Source organism: Citrobacter sp. Cpo030, assembly GCF_030333005.1.
GTDB classification, from domain to species: domain Bacteria; phylum Pseudomonadota; class Gammaproteobacteria; order Enterobacterales; family Enterobacteriaceae; genus Citrobacter; species Citrobacter portucalensis.
The window spans coordinates 79,470-95,821 of record NZ_JAOWGT010000068.1 but is presented as its reverse complement, the minus strand read 5'-3'; the positions used below and the strand labels follow the sequence as shown (position 1 = coordinate 95,821).

Below are 16,352 nucleotides of genomic sequence, written 5' to 3'. Positions count from 1 at the left end.
AGAAGATTCTTTTATAAAGGAATACAAATGCAAGCGGCAACTGTAGTCATTAACCGCCGCGCTCTGCGACACAACCTGCAACGTCTGCGTGAACTGGCTCCAGCCAGCAAACTGGTTGCGGTCGTGAAAGCGAACGCCTACGGCCATGGTCTGTTAGAGACCGCGCGAACGCTCCCCGATGCGGACGCTTTTGGTGTCGCTCGTCTTGAAGAAGCCCTGCGCTTGCGAGCGGGAGGGATCACGCAGCCCATCCTGCTGCTGGAGGGGTTTTTTGATGCCTCCGATCTGCCGACTATTTCCGCGCAGCGTCTGCATACTGCCGTCCATAACCAGGAGCAACTCGAAGCCCTGGAAGCAGCAAAACTGGCTGAACCCGTTACCGTCTGGATGAAGCTCGACACCGGTATGCATCGCCTGGGCGTACGCCCTGAGCAGGCTGAGGCGTTTTATCAGCGCTTAACGCAATGTGAAAACGTGCGCCAGCCGGTCAATATCGTCAGCCACTTTGCTCGCGCGGACGAGCCTGAGTGTGGCGCGACCGAAAAACAGCTCGATATCTTCAACAGTTTTTGTGAAGGCAAACCGGGGCAGCGTTCGATTGCCGCGTCGGGTGGTATTTTGCTGTGGCCGCAGTCTCATTTCGACTGGGCGCGTCCGGGGCTGATTCTGTATGGCGTATCACCACTGGAAAATCACTCCATCGGCGCTGATTTTGGCTGCCAACCGGTAATGTCGCTGACCTCAAGTCTGATTGCGGTGCGTGAGCACAAAGCGGGCGAGCCGGTTGGTTATGGGGGAACCTGGCTGAGCGAGCGCGACACGCGTCTTGGCGTGGTAGCGATGGGCTATGGCGATGGTTATCCGCGCGCAGCGCCTTCGGGGACGCCGGTACTGGTCAACGGCCGTGAAGTGCCGATCGTCGGTCGCGTCGCGATGGATATGATCTGCGTCGATTTAGGGCCCGAAGCGCAGGATAAAGCCGGCGATTCGGTGATTCTGTGGGGCGAGGGCCTGCCCGTTGAACGTATTGCTGAAATGACGAAAGTAAGTGCTTACGAACTTATTACACGCCTGACCTCAAGGGTGGCGATGAAGTATATCGATTAACAGCATGATGTGCCGGACAGGTGGTTACGCCGCCTTCCGGCAATATTCCTCTCAACATCCTCTCGATCTTCTCCCACTTCCGGTTTATTGTGTTCTTAACCCCTGCCTGTAAACCCGGAGAACCACACGTGTTTCAAAAAGTTGACGCCTACGCTGGCGACCCGATTTTATCGCTCATGGAGCGCTTCAAAGAAGATTCACGTAGCGACAAAGTGAATCTCAGCATCGGCCTGTATTACAACGAAGACGGTATTATTCCTCAGCTTAGAGCGGTGGCGGAAGCGGAAGCTCGACTTAATGCCAAACCGCATGGTGCTTCGTTGTATCTGCCGATGGAAGGTCTGAACACGTATCGCCATACCATTGCGCCGCTGCTGTTTGGCGCAGAACATCCGGTTCTCCAGCAGCAGCGCGTCGCAACCATTCAGACGCTGGGCGGCTCCGGTGCGTTAAAGGTTGGCGCAGATTTCCTGAAACGTTATTTCCCTGATTCTGGTGTGTGGGTCAGCGATCCGACCTGGGAAAACCATATCGCGATTTTTGAAGGTGCCGGATTCGAAGTAAGCACTTACCCATGGTATGACGACACGACCAACGGCGTGCGTTTCAACGACCTGCTGGCAACGCTGAATACCCTACCGGCGCGCAGCATCGTGCTGCTACATCCGTGCTGCCATAACCCGACAGGGGCGGATTTAACGTCTGCGCAGTGGGATAGCGTTATTGAGATCCTGAAAGCACGCGATCTGATTCCGTTCCTGGACATTGCTTACCAGGGCTTCGGCGGTGGAATGGAAGAAGACGCCTATGCGATTCGCGCCATCGCCAGCGCCGGATTGCCCGCTCTGGTCAGCAACTCATTCTCGAAGATTTTTTCCTTATACGGTGAGCGTGTCGGCGGACTGTCTGTGGTATGTGAAGACGCTGATGCCGCCAGCCGTGTTCTGGGGCAGCTAAAAGCGACGGTGCGTCGTAACTACTCCAGCCCGCCAAACTTTGGTGCGCAGGTTGTTGCCGCGGTGCTGGGTGATGACGTGCTGAAAGCCAGCTGGCTGGCGGAAGTTGAAGAGATGCGTACTCGCATTCTGGCGATGCGTCAGGAGCTGGTTAACGTATTAAATGCGGAGATCCCAGGCCGTAATTTTGACTACCTGCTGCAACAGCGCGGTATGTTCAGCTATACCGGGCTTAGCGTAGCCCAGGTCGATCGCCTGCGCGATGAGTTCGGTGTATACCTGATCGCCAGCGGTCGTATGTGCGTGGCCGGGCTGAATCACGGTAACGTGCAGCGCGTGGCGAAGGCATTTGCTGCCGTCATGTAACCGACTTTGCAGGCCTGATAAGCGTCGCGCCATCAGGCCTGTTTTCCAATGTGATCGTGCTCCTTTTCCAGGACAAAACCAGAGAAAATCCTTCCTTTCCCTCCCCCTAAGGGGTAAGGTCAGATAGTTTTTTGACCAGTTGTTAATAAAAAAATGATAACTAACTGACTACTTAGGGAAAAATATGCGCAAGTTTACGTTGGCACTGAGTGCCGTTTGTTTATTGTTCACGCTAAATCAGCCAGCCCAGGCACTCGTTTCTTCTCCCTCTCAGCTCAATCCAGGCACTAACGTTGCAAAGCTCGCTGAGCAGGCTCCCATTCACTGGGTCTCCGTGGCACAAATTGAAAACAGCCTGACCGGACGTCCGCCGATGGCCGTCGGGTTTGATATCGATGACACTGTCCTCTTTTCCAGCCCAGGCTTCTGGCGCGGTAAAAAAACGTATTCTCCGGACAGTGAGGATTACCTGAAGAATCCGGCCTTCTGGGAAAAAATGAACAATGGCTGGGACGAGTTCAGTATTCCAAAAGAAGTCGCGCGCCAACTGATTGATATGCACGTGCGTCGCGGTGACAGCATCTTTTTCGTGACCGGGCGTAGCCAGACGAAGACTGAAACGGTGTCGAAAACGTTGTCTGATAACTTTCACATCCCGGCTGGAAATATGAATCCGGTCATTTTTGCCGGCGACAAGCCGGGTCAGAACACCAAAACGCAGTGGCTGCAGGATAAAAATATCCGCATGTTCTACGGTGACTCCGATAATGACATCACTGCCGCTCGCGACGTGGGTATTCGCGGTATTCGCATTTTGCGCGCCTCTAACTCCACTTATAAGCCGCTGCCACAGGCCGGTGCGTTTGGTGAAGAGGTGATCGTCAACTCGGAATATTGAGGACGCTGGCTGCGGATTGCTGTTTTTTTAAACAAATTTACATTGCTGGCTTTTACCTTTTGCGGACTTGCTGCACACTGAATAAAAGATGTTCTCATGAGGCAATATGCTGGTAAGGGGAATAAAGATGACGAATTCGGAGTTGCTGCAATACTGCATGGCAAAAACGGGCGCGGAGCAGAGCGTTCACAGTGACTGGAAGGCCACGCAAATCAAAGTCGAAGATGTGCTTTTTGCCATGGTAAAAGAGGTGGAAGAACGCCCGGCGGTGTCTCTGAAAACCAGCCCTGAACTGGCAGAACTGTTGCGCCAGCAGCATAGCGATGTTCGGCCAAGCAGGCATCTCAATAAAGCGCACTGGAGTACGGTGTATCTGGACGGCTCGCTGCCGGATTCACAGATTTATTATCTGGTCGACGCCTCTTATCAGCAGGCTGTGAACACGTTACCGGAAGAGAAACGCCGGATACTGACGCAGCCCTGATCCGGTTCGCCGGATGCGGCGCAAGCGCCTTATCCGGCCTACAGGCTTTATGCATATTCTGTAGTTTCGTAGGCCTGATAAGCGCAGTGCCATCAGGCACAACGGTTGCCGGATGCGGCGCAAGCGCCTTATCCGGCCTACAAGCTTTATGCCTGGTCTGTAGTTTCGTAGGCCTGATAAGCGCAGTGCATCAGGCACAACTGTTGCCGGATGCGGTGCAAGCGCCTTATCAGGCCTACAAGCTTTATGCATATTCTGTAGTTTCGTAGGCGCTGATAAGCGCAGTGCCATCAGGCACAACCGTAGCCGGATGCGGCGCAAGCGCCTTATCCGGCCTACAGGCTTTATGCCTGGTCTTTAGTTTCGTAGGCGCTGATAAGCGCAGTGCCATCAGGCACAACCGTAGCCGGATGCGGTGTAAGCGCTTTATCCGGCCTACAAGCTTTATGCCTGGTCTGTAGTTTCGTAGGCGCTGATAAGCGCAGTGCCATCAGGCACAACGGTTGCCGGATGCGGCGCAAGCGCCTTATCCGGCGTACAAGATTTATGCCTGGTCTGTAGTTTTGTAGGCCTGATAAGCGTAGCGCCATCAGGCACAACGGTTGCCGGATGCGGTGTAAGCGCTTTATCCGGCCTACAGGCTTCATGCCTGGTCTGTAGTTTCGTAGGCGCTGATAAGCGCAGTGCCATCAGGCACAACCGTAGCCGGATGCGGCGCAAGCGCCTTATCCGGCCTACAAGCTTCATGCATATTCTGTAGGCCAGACAAGTGTTGCGTAATTACAACAGCGGTTTGAGGAAGCGGGCTGTGTGTGAGGCTTCACACTCAGCGACCGTTTCTGGTGTGCCGGAGACAAGGATTTCGCCGCCGCCGCTGCCGCCTTCCGGACCGAGATCGACAATCCAGTCTGCGGTCTTAATCACGTCCAGATTGTGCTCAATCACCACGATGGTGTTGCCCTGATCCCGGAGCTGATGCAGCACGTCCAGCAGTTGCTGAATATCCGCAAAATGCAGACCGGTGGTCGGCTCATCGAGAATATACAGCGTTTGCCCGGTACCGCGTTTGGACAGTTCGCGCGCCAGCTTCACGCGCTGTGCTTCACCGCCCGAGAGCGTGGTAGCGGACTGACCCAGTCGAATGTACGTCAGGCCAACGTCCATCAGCGTTTGCAGCTTACGCGCCAGCGCCGGAACGGCATCGAAGAACTCACGCGCTTCTTCAATCGTCATATCCAGCACTTCGTGGATAGTCTTGCCTTTGTATTTAATTTCCAGCGTTTCGCGATTATAGCGCTTGCCTTTGCACTGATCGCACGGCACGTAGATATCCGGCAGGAAGTGCATTTCGACTTTGATCACGCCATCGCCCTGACAGGCTTCACAGCGTCCGCCACGGACGTTAAAGCTGAAACGCCCCGGCGTGTAACCGCGTGCGCGTGACTCCGGTACACCGGCAAACAGTTCGCGCACTGGCGTAAACACCCCGGTGTAGGTTGCCGGGTTAGAGCGCGGCGTACGGCCAATCGGGCTTTGGTCAATGTCGATCACTTTGTCGAAATGTTCCAGGCCTTGAACGTCGCGATATGGCGCAGGTTCAGCCAGCGTCGCACCGTTTAGCGCCGTCTGTGCAATCGGGAACAGTGTGTCGTTAATCAGCGTCGATTTACCCGAACCGGAAACCCCGGTAATGCAGGTAAATAAACCTACCGGCAGCGTCAGGGTGACATCTTTCAGGTTGTTACCGCGTGCGCCGGTGAGTTTCAGTACTTTCTCTGGGTCAGCCGCAACGCGCTGTTTAGGCACTTCAATCTTGCGTTTACCGCTCATGTACTGGCCGGTCAGCGACTCAGGCACTGCCATGATGTCGTCGAGCGTCCCTTCGGCGACGACCTGACCGCCGTGAACGCCAGCGCCGGGGCCGATATCGATCACGTGGTCAGCAGCGCGAATTGCATCTTCATCGTGCTCGACCACAATAACGGTATTACCCAGATTACGCAGGTGGATAAGCGTACCCAGCAGACGTTCGTTATCGCGCTGGTGCAGGCCAATAGACGGCTCATCCAGCACGTACATTACACCGACCAGACCCGCGCCGATCTGGCTTGCCAGACGAATACGCTGGGCCTCACCGCCGGAGAGTGTTTCTGCCGAACGCGATAGCGTCAGGTAGTTGAGGCCGACGTTGACCAGGAACTTCAGACGATCGCCAATCTCTTTAAGAATTTTCTCGGCAATCTTCGCCCGCTGACCCGCAAGCTTCAGATTGTTGAAGAAATCCATTGCATGACCGATGCTCATGTCAGAAATCGCAGGCAGCGGCGTATTTTCAACAAATACGTGACGAGCTTCCCGGCGTAAACGCGTCCCTTCACAGCTGGCGCAAGGTCGGTTACTGATGAACTTGGCTAATTCTTCACGTACTGCGCTGGATTCCGTCTCTTTATAGCGGCGCTCCATATTGTGCAATACGCCTTCGAACGGATGGCGACGTACGGACGTATCACCACGATCGTTCATGTATTTAAATTCGATATTCTCTTTACCGGAACCGTACAGTACCACTTTATGCACGGCAGGGTTCAGGCTGGCCCACGGGGCTTCAACGTCGAATTTATAGTGTTCCGCCAGAGACTTAAGCATCTGGAAGTAATAGAAGTTACGGCGATCCCAACCGCGGATAGCACCACCGGCCAGCGACAGTTCCGGGTTTTGGATCACCCGATCAGGATCGAAATATTGCTGCACGCCGAGACCGTCACAGGTTGGACACGCGCCCGCCGGGTTGTTAAACGAGAACAGCCGCGGTTCCAGTTCGCGCATGCTATAGCCGCAGATAGGGCAGGCGAAGTTGGCGGAGAACAGCAGCTCCTCCGCTTTCGGGTCGTCCATATCGGCAACGACCGCCGTACCGCCGGACAGTTCCAGCGCGGTTTCAAAGGATTCCGCCAGGCGCTGGGTGAGATCGTCACGGACTTTAAAGCGGTCAATCACCACTTCAATGGTGTGTTTCTTTTGCAGCTCAAGCTTGGGCGGATCGGAAAGGTCACAGACTTCACCGTCGATACGGGCGCGGATATAGCCCTGGCCTGCCAGGTTTTCCAGCGTTTTGGTGTGCTCGCCTTTACGCTCTTTAATCACCGGCGCCAGCAGCATCAGACGCTTACCTTCCGGCTGCGACAGGACGTTATCCACCATCTGGCTTACGGTCTGAGCTGCCAGGGGAACGTCGTGATCCGGACAGCGCGGCTCGCCAACGCGGGCAAACAGCAGACGCAGATAGTCGTGAATTTCGGTAATTGTACCTACCGTGGATCGCGGGTTATGGGACGTCGATTTTTGTTCAATTGAGATGGCAGGAGAGAGCCCCTCAATGTGGTCGACGTCCGGTTTTTCCATCAGCGACAGAAATTGACGCGCGTACGCGGAAAGGGATTCAACGTAACGACGCTGCCCTTCGGCATATAAGGTGTCGAAAGCGAGCGAAGATTTGCCTGAGCCCGAAAGCCCGGTGACGACAATCAGCTTGTCGCGCGGGATGACGAGGTTGATGTTTTTGAGATTATGGGTGCGGGCGCCCCGAACTTCGATCTTATCCATTCATCTTTCCCGGATTAAACGCTTTTTTGCCTGGCTGCATGGTGCTACCGGCGATCACAAACGGTTAATTATGACACAACCTGACCTGAATGGATATACAGTATTGGAATGCAAAACGCAGAGGTCTGTGCAACAATGTCTGGCTGGGGTTGTTTACTGGAATCAACTTCGCAACGTAGTAAAAGCGCTATTGGAAATGCTACAATCCCGCGCTTACACTTATTCAGTAACGTTTTTCAGGAGACACGATCATGGCCAGCAGAGGCGTAAACAAGGTGATTCTCGTCGGTAATCTGGGCCAGGACCCGGAAGTACGCTATATGCCGAATGGTGGCGCAGTTGCCAACATTACGCTGGCTACTTCCGAATCCTGGCGTGATAAAGCGACCGGTGAAATGAAAGAGCAGACTGAATGGCACCGTGTTGTGCTGTTTGGCAAACTGGCGGAAGTGGCCAGCGAATATCTGCGTAAAGGTTCTCAGGTCTATATCGAAGGTCAGTTGCGTACCCGCAAATGGACCGATCAGTCCGGCGTAGAAAAGTACACCACAGAAGTTGTGGTTAACGTTGGCGGCACCATGCAAATGCTGGGTGGTCGTCAGGGTGGTGGTGCTCCGGCAGGTGGCGGTCAGCAGCAGGGCGGTTGGGGTCAACCTCAGCAGCCGCAGGGTGGCAACCAGTTCAGCGGCGGCGCGCAGTCTCGTCCGCAACAGTCAGCTCCGGCTGCGCCGTCTAACGAGCCGCCGATGGATTTCGACGACGATATTCCGTTCTAATCGTGACCAAACGATTCTTATCGTAATGAATCAAAAGCCCCATTTTATATGGGGCTTTTTGTTTTTGACGATTTTCTCATATGTATTAATCGAATGTTTTGCAAGAAAAAATCGAAATATAAATACTGTGGATAATTAACATTTTAATAGATGCATATAATAATATTGATAGCAATCAAATTTAAATAAAATATCTTAAATTTATGTGCTTAATAAGTCACAAAATATTGACAGCATAATATTCTGCATTAAATAATGCTCTGAGATTGTCAATTCATCATTGATACAAGTGTATTGTTCTCCGATCTCTTTCTATTGGTGAGGGTTTGATAATCGTTTTGATATTTCTATATTCTTTTGTGTTTCGGAGTCTATATATGTATCAATGGAAAAATAATGCTAAGGTAATATTGCCTTTAGTATTGTCAGTGAGCATAAGTAATGCGCTATATTCTGGCGGAGCAATTGCTAAAAACTATGAGTTAAACTACATCGGTGATAATCCTGAAAGTTCGGGTATTAGCATCAAAGATACGATAGCAGGTGACAACAACTACGATTTTACGGTGAAAGTTGATAATCCTGTGCGAGGTGAAGGTAACGGTCTTGAGGTCAAGATTGGCAACATCACGAATGATCAGGGCGGTGAATATCATATTGGTAATTACAGCGTCAATATTGGTGGGACCACGCAGCAGGATCACCGTTCTGGATTAGCCTTCTTTGGGTTGTCCGCTGAGGGCAATGATACCAAAGTGACAGTCGACAATTTTAGTCTTAAAAATAATTTCCTGATTGGCTCTAAGTACACACATAACAATACTGCATTATATGCAGGCGATGGCGCTGATGTTTCCGTCAACGGCAATGTGTACATTCGTTCTGAGGTTGAGCACACCAAACAGGGTGAAGATGCAACGTTGGCCAATAACGGAATTTATGCGCGGGGGGCGGGCTCAACCATTACGGCAAACGGTGGCGATATATACATTAATACCTACGCCAGTAACTTTAAAGAACTCCTGGAGAACAATAGTGGCTACCCGAAAGGGTCATCAAAAAGTGATGCGGTCAGCGCTAAAGACGGTGGCGTCGTTAATATTAATCAGGCCGGAGGCAACAAGGTTAATCTATTAGGTAACCTCGACTTTGGCGATAAGCTTTATTCTAATACAAGCCAAATGAATATTACGCTTAATGGTGCAGATTCATACTGGCATGGACATGAAGCTAATTACTTTGATGAAAAAATCGGGAAATGGAGCGGCGATCTCAATCTTACGTTGGCGAATAATGCCCACTGGATTCCCGATGGTAAAGATGCGGAAATCAGTGCCATCACCCTGAAAGACGGCGGCACGGTAAACCTACATGGTTTTAATCTACATACCAACCAGAGTATCAACGAAACCGTTAAAATTCATGATTTGAAAGGGAATAACGGTATTTTCCTAATTGATGTCAATACTAATAAAACAGATGAGCAACGACGCAACGGTAGTGACTTCATTGAGGTTGTTAAAAGTAGTACCGGCGGTACACATGCGATTGAAGCGTTGAATATTAACAAGCTCACTGATTTGAAGGAAGACATCTGGGTTGCCGATGCGGCAAGTAATGTGGCGTTCGAAGCGTACGATAAAGTCGATATTACGAACGAGTATGTGTATGACTATAAACCGCTGCTGCGTTCTGATATTCGTGAAGGCGATCCGCAAAGCCAGTACGGAACCAACTGGTATATCACGGGTGTTTCGACGAAAGCCAGCGCAGGTAGTAACACCGTGATAGCCAATGCCGGTCTGAACTACGCCATGGCAACTGCCCGTCTTGAAATCGACAACCTGAATAAGCGTTTAGGCGAACTCCGCAAGGACCAGCAGCAAAATGGTCTGTGGATCCGCTATAAAGGTGGTGAAATAGAGAGTGATACAGGGAGCTACTTCAAAAACTTGTATAGCTTCTGGCAACTCGGCTATGACAACAAAGAAGAAGGCGAGGAGTCTGTCTGGACGCGAGGGATCGCCGCGCATTACATGAGAGGCAATGCAGACTTCACTTATGGTACTGGCGATAACAAGAGCTATGGTGGTTCACTTTATGTTGCCTGGAATCGTCCAGAGAAACTAGATTACCTGGATTTGGTACTGAAATATAGCCGCCATGAAAGTGACTTCAATTACAGGAACACATACGGCAACTCTGGCTTTGCAGATAGCAGTACATGGTCAATCAGTGCCAGTGCAGAATACGGTCGCGAGTTTAGCTTAGGAAACTCTACTTTTATCGAACCGCAAGGTCAGCTGGTGTATACCTATCTGGATGAGGCCAGTTATACCACCAGTAGTGGGTTGAAAGTCCGTCAAAACGATATAGACAGCGTTATTGGTCGTGTCGGATTGCGCGGAGGTTATCGGTTTGAATCGCGCCCGGATAGCGATATTTACGTGAAGCTGGATTTGCTGCATGAGTTTGCTGGCGATCGTGATGTTATCGTTTGGGGTAAAGATGCCTCACTGAAAGTGAGTGAAGGAGGAAGTGACTCTTGGATCAACTATGGTATAGGTACCAATATCCATCTTACTCAGAACAATAACTCCCGGTTGTATGTTGATCTGGAAAGGTCGGCGGGAGGTGACATTGATATGAACTGGCAGGTTAACGCGGGTTTCCGTATGGAGTGGTAGTTCATAGCCTTGAATCGGGTCACTTAACCTAAAAATGAGCGTCCGACTGAAGCCTGGGTTCAGTCGGACGCTTTCTTACGATCAGTTCAACACCATCGGCCAATCTGGCGGTGTGTGGCTCATCACGTCAACCATCACGGTTTCAATGTTCTTCCAGATAGCGGACATATCCACCAGGGTTATGCCGAGCAATCCAGTCGCAAACCAGCAGGCAAAAACCAGCCCCAAACCGCTGCTAATGACGGCCAGGCCAATATAATCTGATTTACGAAAACGGATATTGAGCGTACTGGCTAAAAACATCAGCACCGCGCTGAGTAGTTGCCACCGCAGAAGAACCACGCCAGTTGTTATTGTCGCCATGAAAAACGTCCTCAGAAAGTCTGGATGCCCAGGACAGCGCGGGGGTGTTCACCGAGGGTGTGATACTCTGGCTATCGACGGGCAATAACATGAATGAAACATTGTTTCTGTTACATGATTTTTGTGAACTATATCACAACTGGTCGTTTGTCCACCACTATTGGACGTTATTTTTGTAGGGCTAAAACCACTCTAAATGTGTGGCTTTATTTAATGAAGGGTTGATAAAAAATAACCATGCTTTAAACATGCATTTAATCTGCTTGTTATATTTATCCTAAATTAAACGTTAAAAAACTTTAATGAATTTCTTAAACGCAGCCAGGATAAGGCTCATAAAAAATTACTCCTTGGGGATAATAACGTTATGAAATAAGCATGACTTTAAGTTTGCCTTACGGAAAAATAATATCATCATCAACTATTATCAGACTTTTACATAGAGAAGTCTGTTGCTAATACTGATAGATTCATGCAACTTAATCAGTCGGTGTTTATAGCATCCTGCCTTGATGGGTTCTGGCATATACGAAACAGGGAAATAGGGCTGACATGAATCACAGAGCGCGACGCAAGCTGCTGAAGTTCCTGGGAACATTCATGGTGGTATTGTTCCCCGTGGTGCTGGCGATATGGTTTGCACACATCCGGGCGATGACCGAAACCCATAGCCAACTCCGCTCTTTTGCTCAACTGGTGTTAAATAAAACAGAATTGGTGATCCTACAAGCTGATTTGGCGCGTGATATGGCCCAGTTGTATCAGGGTAAGATGTGTACCCCGGCACATCAGAAAAGTATGCTAAATATTATTCGCGGTCGTTTATATATCAGTGAGCTAATTTATGCGCAGGGCGATCACTTTTTGTGCTCTACGTCGATGGCGCCGCCTGTTACTTATATTATGCCGACAGCCGATTATAAACGTACGCCGGATATCTCCATCTATTACTACCGCGATACCCCTTTTTTCGCTGGCTACAGAATGACGTACATGCAACGCGGGAACTACGTCGCAGTCATCAATCCATTGTCCTACAGCGAAGTCATGTCAGATGATCCGGATCTCTCCTGGGGCGTGTATGACACAGTAACAGATACGTTTTTCTCTGCCAGCGAAGCGGCAAATATTGCGCAATTCGCGCCGCTCATACGCGGTGAAGCCTCGACCTTTCAACAAGACGATCGCTTCTACACCATCGTGCATTCAGAAAAACGTCCAATTGCGATTATTGTGTCGACCTCAGACAACCGCGTAAGTCAGATTTTCTATCACGAGGCGGCATTAACCATTCCCTTCGGGATTATCTGCAGCATCCTGATACTGCTAATGTGGTGGCGCACGCGCCAGGAATACTTATCTCCCCGGCGCTTATTAAAACGCGCGATCAAAAAACGTCAGCTTTGCCTGCATTACCAGCCGATCATTGATATTAAGAATGGGCAATGTGTTGGTGCTGAAGCTCTGTTGCGCTGGCCGGGTTGTAAAGGTGAGGTGATGAGCCCGACGGAGTTTATTCCGCTGGCTGAAAAAGAGGGAATGATTGAGCGGATCACGGATTATGTCGTTGAAGAGGTGTTCAACGATTTGGGGTATTTTCTTTCGGCGCATCCTCAGCTTTCTATCTCGATTAACCTTTCCGCTTCTGACTTTCATTCATCCCGATTGATTGCTCTGATTAACGACAAAAATCGTGAGTACTCCGTGGCGGCCCAGCAAATTAAAGTCGAAGTGACGGAGCGTGGGTTCATAGATGTACATAAAATGACCCCAATAATCCAGGCGTTCCGCAAGGCGGGTTATGAAGTGGCGTTTGATGATTTTGGCACGGGATATTCCAATCTACATAATTTGTCCGCGTTGAATATCGATATCCTGAAGATCGACAAATCGTTTATTAGCACGCTGTCCAGTAACAGCACCAGTCACCTGATTGCCGAACATATCATCGAAATGGCGCAAAGCTTACACCTGAAGACAATTGCAGAAGGGGTGGAAACGAAGGAGCAAATCGAATGGCTGCTTGAGCGAGGCGTACAGTATTGTCAGGGCTGGTATTTTGCGAAGGCGCTGCCGCCGCAGGAGTTCATGCACTGGGTACAACGGTCGCCCGCTATACTGACGCAGAGCGGGCAGTGATCTTACAGGCGGTGGCGGTAGTCGCTGGGAGTACGATCAAATTCGCGGCGAAACACGCGCGAGAAGGTTTGTTGCGATACATAACCAAGATCCATCGCGATATCAAAAATAGGTCGCTCAGTCGTCCGCAGTTCAACGGCGGCCAGCAAAAGTCGACGCTGGCGGATGTAGTCACCCAAGGTTTGGCGCGTCACCGTGCGGAACATTCTTTGTAAATACCACTTCGAGTAACCTGATTTTTTCGCCACCGCCTCAATGTTCAGCGGTTGATCGATATGTTCATCAATCCATTCAATAAGGGTCTGAATAATCTGCTGATGGGACATAGGGCTGCCTCTTTCTCAGTATTCGATTCGTCGTTTTGTCTGTGGGCGAGTATAATTCCTCAAGTTAACTTGAGGTAAAGCGATTTATGGAAAAGAAATTACCCCGGATAAAAGCACTGCTCACGCCAGGTGAAGTCGCCAGGCGTAGCGGCGTGGCGGTATCGACCCTGCATTTCTATGAAAGCAAAGGGTTAATCAGCAGTATGCGCAACAGCGGCAATCAGCGCCGATACAAACGTGATGTGTTGCGTTATGTAGCGATTATCAAGATTGCTCAACGCATCGGGATCCCGTTGGCCACGATTGGCGATGCGTTAGGGGTATTACCTGAAGGGCATTCACTCAGTGCCAAAGAGTGGAAGCAGCTCTCTTCGCAATGGCGTGAAGAACTGGACCGACGTATTCATACTTTGGTGGCGCTACGCGATGAGCTGGATGGGTGTATTGGTTGCGGATGCTTGTCACGCAGCGATTGCCCGTTGCGTAACCCTGGCGACCAGCTTGGCGAGCAGGGGACCGGAGCGCGGCTGCTGGAAGATGATTAATTGGTTTAAAATATGTGATGGGTATGAAGGGCATAAAACTAAAGCGCCACAGAGGGCGCTTTAGTTTGGTTCCGGTCTTTGTCTTTCACTCTATCCCGCTGGTTCACGGGAGGGTTTCCCCCGACATCAACACCCCTCAGTCGAGCACATTAGGGGAGGTTCCGGCCTGTGTTGATAATGTAAGTGTAAGCCACCTCCCTCCATTTGCCAGTGAAATGGTGATTTTTTAGCCAAAAAATTTTATGCATCTTCACCTGTTTTCTTGCGCGAGTTGCGCGAAATAAACACGCCGATGTTGTAATAACTCCGCGAAATTTGTTGCCAAATTGCGCATTGACGATAACGTTTGCGCATCGACTGGTTATTTTTTGCGCGTTATAAGAAGAAATGAGTAAAAAGCGGCAAAGTTCAGTTGAAAACCAGCGTATGATCGCTGGATAATCGTTTGCTTTTTTTTACCACCCGTTTTTTATGCGCGGAGCTAAACGTTTGCTTTTTTGCGACACCCCTATTGACGCAAACCTGGCACATGGAGAAAACGTTTAGCAGGCAGTGGATTGTCCAGCACGCATAATGACGAAAAAATAAACTCTCAGGGGATGTTTTCTATGTCTACGCCTTCAGCGCGTACCGGCGGTTCACTCGACGCCTGGTTTAAAATTTCGCTCCGCGGCAGTACCGTTCGTCAGGAAGTCGTTGCCGGATTAACGACCTTCCTGGCCATGGTCTACTCCGTTATCGTGGTTCCGGGGATGCTGGGTAAAGCCGGGTTCCCGCCTGCTGCTGTATTTGTGGCGACCTGTCTGGTCGCAGGCGTCGGTTCAATCGTGATGGGCCTGTGGGCAAACCTGCCGCTGGCAATTGGTTGCGCCATTTCTCTGACCGCATTTACCGCATTCAGTCTGGTGCTGGGCCAACATATTAGCGTGCCCGTTGCGCTGGGTGCGGTGTTCCTGATGGGTGTCCTGTTTACCATCATTTCCGCGACCGGTATCCGTAGCTGGATCCTGCGCAATCTGCCGCAGGGCGTTGCGCATGGCACGGGGATTGGTATCGGCCTGTTCCTGCTGCTGATTGCGGCAAACGGTGTTGGCCTGGTGATTAAGAACCCGCTGGACGGCCTGCCGGTTGCGCTGGGTGACTTCGATACTTTCCCGGTCATTATGTCGTTGATTGGTCTGGCGGTGATTATTGGCCTCGAAAAACTGAAAGTACCGGGTGGCATTCTGCTGACCATTATCGGTATTTCCGTGGTTGGTCTGATTTTCGACCCGGCCGTGCATTTCTCCGGCATTTTTGCTATGCCGTCTCTGAGTGATGAAAACGGCAACTCGTTGATCGGCAGCCTGGATATCATGGGGGCACTGAACCCGATTGTCCTGCCGAGCGTGCTGGCGCTGGTCATGACCGCTGTCTTCGATGCAACCGGAACCATCCGCGCGGTAGCCGGACAGGCGAATCTGCTGGATAAAGACGGACAGATTATCGACGGTGGCAAAGCGCTGACCACTGACTCCCTGAGCAGCGTGTTCTCTGGTCTGGTGGGTGCAGCTCCGGCGGCGGTTTACATTGAATCCGCAGCGGGTACGGCGGCAGGCGGTAAAACCGGCCTGACAGCGATCACCGTTGGCGTACTGTTCCTGCTGATTCTGTTCCTCTCTCCGCTCTCTTATCTTGTACCTGTGTACGCAACGGCACCTGCGCTGATGTATGTGGGCCTGTTGATGCTGAGCAACGTCGCGAAAATCGACTTTGCTGACTTTGTCGACGCAATGGCAGGACTGGTTACGGCCGTATTTATCGTGCTGACCTGTAACATCGTTACCGGCATCATGATTGGCTTTGCCACCCTGGTAATTGGCCGCATCGTTTCTGGTGAATGGCGCAAACTGAACATCGGCACCGTGGTGATCGCCATCGCGCTGGTGGCCTTCTACGCCGGCGGTTGGGCTATCTGATTCTGATTTCCTGACGATCCTAAAAACGGGTGGCTTTGGCCGCCCGTTTTCATTTTCAGAACACACTCGTTGTCTTTTGCGTTACTCTCAATTAGATAGAATTGAGGCACGACGCCTCTCATTAGCAATCATAAGAAACATCGC

Annotated in this window: 12 protein-coding genes; 9 read left to right on the top strand and 3 right to left on the bottom strand. The window is 51.0% G+C overall.

Annotated elements, in window-relative coordinates:
- Positions 1-27: 27 nt before the first annotated feature.
- The 4 genes from alr to OGY37_RS15390 all read left to right on the top strand — a co-directional run bounded on the left by alr (position 28) and on the right by OGY37_RS15390 (position 3,811).
- Positions 28-1,107: an alanine racemase gene (gene alr, locus OGY37_RS15405; RefSeq protein ID WP_003826612.1), complete on the top strand. Its 1,080-nt coding sequence runs from the start codon at positions 28-30 to the stop codon at positions 1,105-1,107.
- A 128-nt stretch (positions 1,108-1,235) separates the two neighbouring features.
- Positions 1,236-2,429, top strand: coding sequence for an aromatic amino acid transaminase (gene tyrB / locus OGY37_RS15400; protein ID WP_286621171.1), 1,194 nt, complete (start codon positions 1,236-1,238; stop codon positions 2,427-2,429).
- 184 nt (positions 2,430-2,613) lie between these two features.
- Positions 2,614-3,327 (top strand): acid phosphatase AphA, encoded by a 714-nt coding sequence (aphA, locus tag OGY37_RS15395; RefSeq protein ID WP_003826615.1) that lies wholly within the window; start codon positions 2,614-2,616, stop codon positions 3,325-3,327.
- Positions 3,328-3,454: 127 nt separating this feature from the next.
- The gene (locus tag OGY37_RS15390) at positions 3,455-3,811 is read left to right on the top strand and encodes an MmcQ/YjbR family DNA-binding protein (protein WP_148362570.1); all 357 of its coding nucleotides are present in this window, start codon (positions 3,455-3,457) and stop codon (positions 3,809-3,811) included.
- Between the two features lie 780 nt (positions 3,812-4,591).
- On the opposite strand, the gene uvrA is transcribed toward OGY37_RS15390, so the two are convergent.
- Positions 4,592-7,414: an excinuclease ABC subunit UvrA gene (uvrA, locus tag OGY37_RS15385; protein ID WP_003826619.1), complete on the bottom strand. Its 2,823-nt coding sequence runs from the start codon at positions 7,412-7,414 to the stop codon at positions 4,592-4,594.
- A gap of 251 nt (positions 7,415-7,665) precedes the next feature.
- Here uvrA and ssb1 point away from each other — a divergent pair, with 251 nt between their 5' ends.
- Both ssb1 and OGY37_RS15375 read left to right on the top strand, forming a co-directional pair.
- Positions 7,666-8,190: a single-stranded DNA-binding protein SSB1 gene (gene ssb1, locus OGY37_RS15380; RefSeq protein ID WP_003826621.1), complete on the top strand. Its 525-nt coding sequence runs from the start codon at positions 7,666-7,668 to the stop codon at positions 8,188-8,190.
- 377 nt (positions 8,191-8,567) lie between these two features.
- Positions 8,568-10,877 carry an autotransporter outer membrane beta-barrel domain-containing protein gene (locus OGY37_RS15375; protein WP_286621168.1) on the top strand — a complete coding sequence of 770 codons (2,310 nt, stop codon included), beginning with the start codon at positions 8,568-8,570 and terminating at the stop codon, positions 10,875-10,877.
- An 81-nt stretch (positions 10,878-10,958) separates the two neighbouring features.
- Here the strand turns inward: OGY37_RS15375 and OGY37_RS15370 are convergent, their stop codons facing one another.
- Complete coding sequence (locus tag OGY37_RS15370) at positions 10,959-11,240, bottom strand: YjcB family protein (protein WP_003826625.1); 282 nt, start codon at positions 11,238-11,240, stop codon at positions 10,959-10,961.
- Positions 11,241-11,792: 552 nt separating this feature from the next.
- On the opposite strand from OGY37_RS15370, the gene pdeC reads away from it, so the two are divergent.
- Entirely contained in the window at positions 11,793-13,379 is a 1,587-nt protein-coding gene (gene pdeC, locus OGY37_RS15365) for a cyclic di-3',5'-guanosine monophosphate phosphodiesterase PdeC (protein ID WP_149385239.1), read from the top strand.
- A 2-nt stretch (positions 13,380-13,381) separates the two neighbouring features.
- Here pdeC and soxS read toward each other — a convergent pair whose 3' ends face one another.
- Positions 13,382-13,705, bottom strand: coding sequence for a superoxide response transcriptional regulator SoxS (gene soxS, locus OGY37_RS15360; RefSeq protein WP_003031731.1), 324 nt, complete (start codon positions 13,703-13,705; stop codon positions 13,382-13,384).
- A gap of 86 nt (positions 13,706-13,791) precedes the next feature.
- Between soxS and soxR the strand changes: the two genes are divergently transcribed.
- Together soxR and ghxP are read left to right on the top strand one after the other, a co-directional pair.
- A complete protein-coding gene (soxR, locus tag OGY37_RS15355) occupies positions 13,792-14,250 on the top strand; it encodes a redox-sensitive transcriptional activator SoxR (RefSeq protein ID WP_043018085.1) in 459 nt (152 codons plus the stop codon).
- A 608-nt stretch (positions 14,251-14,858) separates the two neighbouring features.
- Positions 14,859-16,208, top strand: coding sequence for a guanine/hypoxanthine transporter GhxP (gene ghxP / locus OGY37_RS15350; RefSeq protein ID WP_003826632.1), 1,350 nt, complete (start codon positions 14,859-14,861; stop codon positions 16,206-16,208).
- The last annotated feature ends 144 nt before the right edge of the window (positions 16,209-16,352 follow it).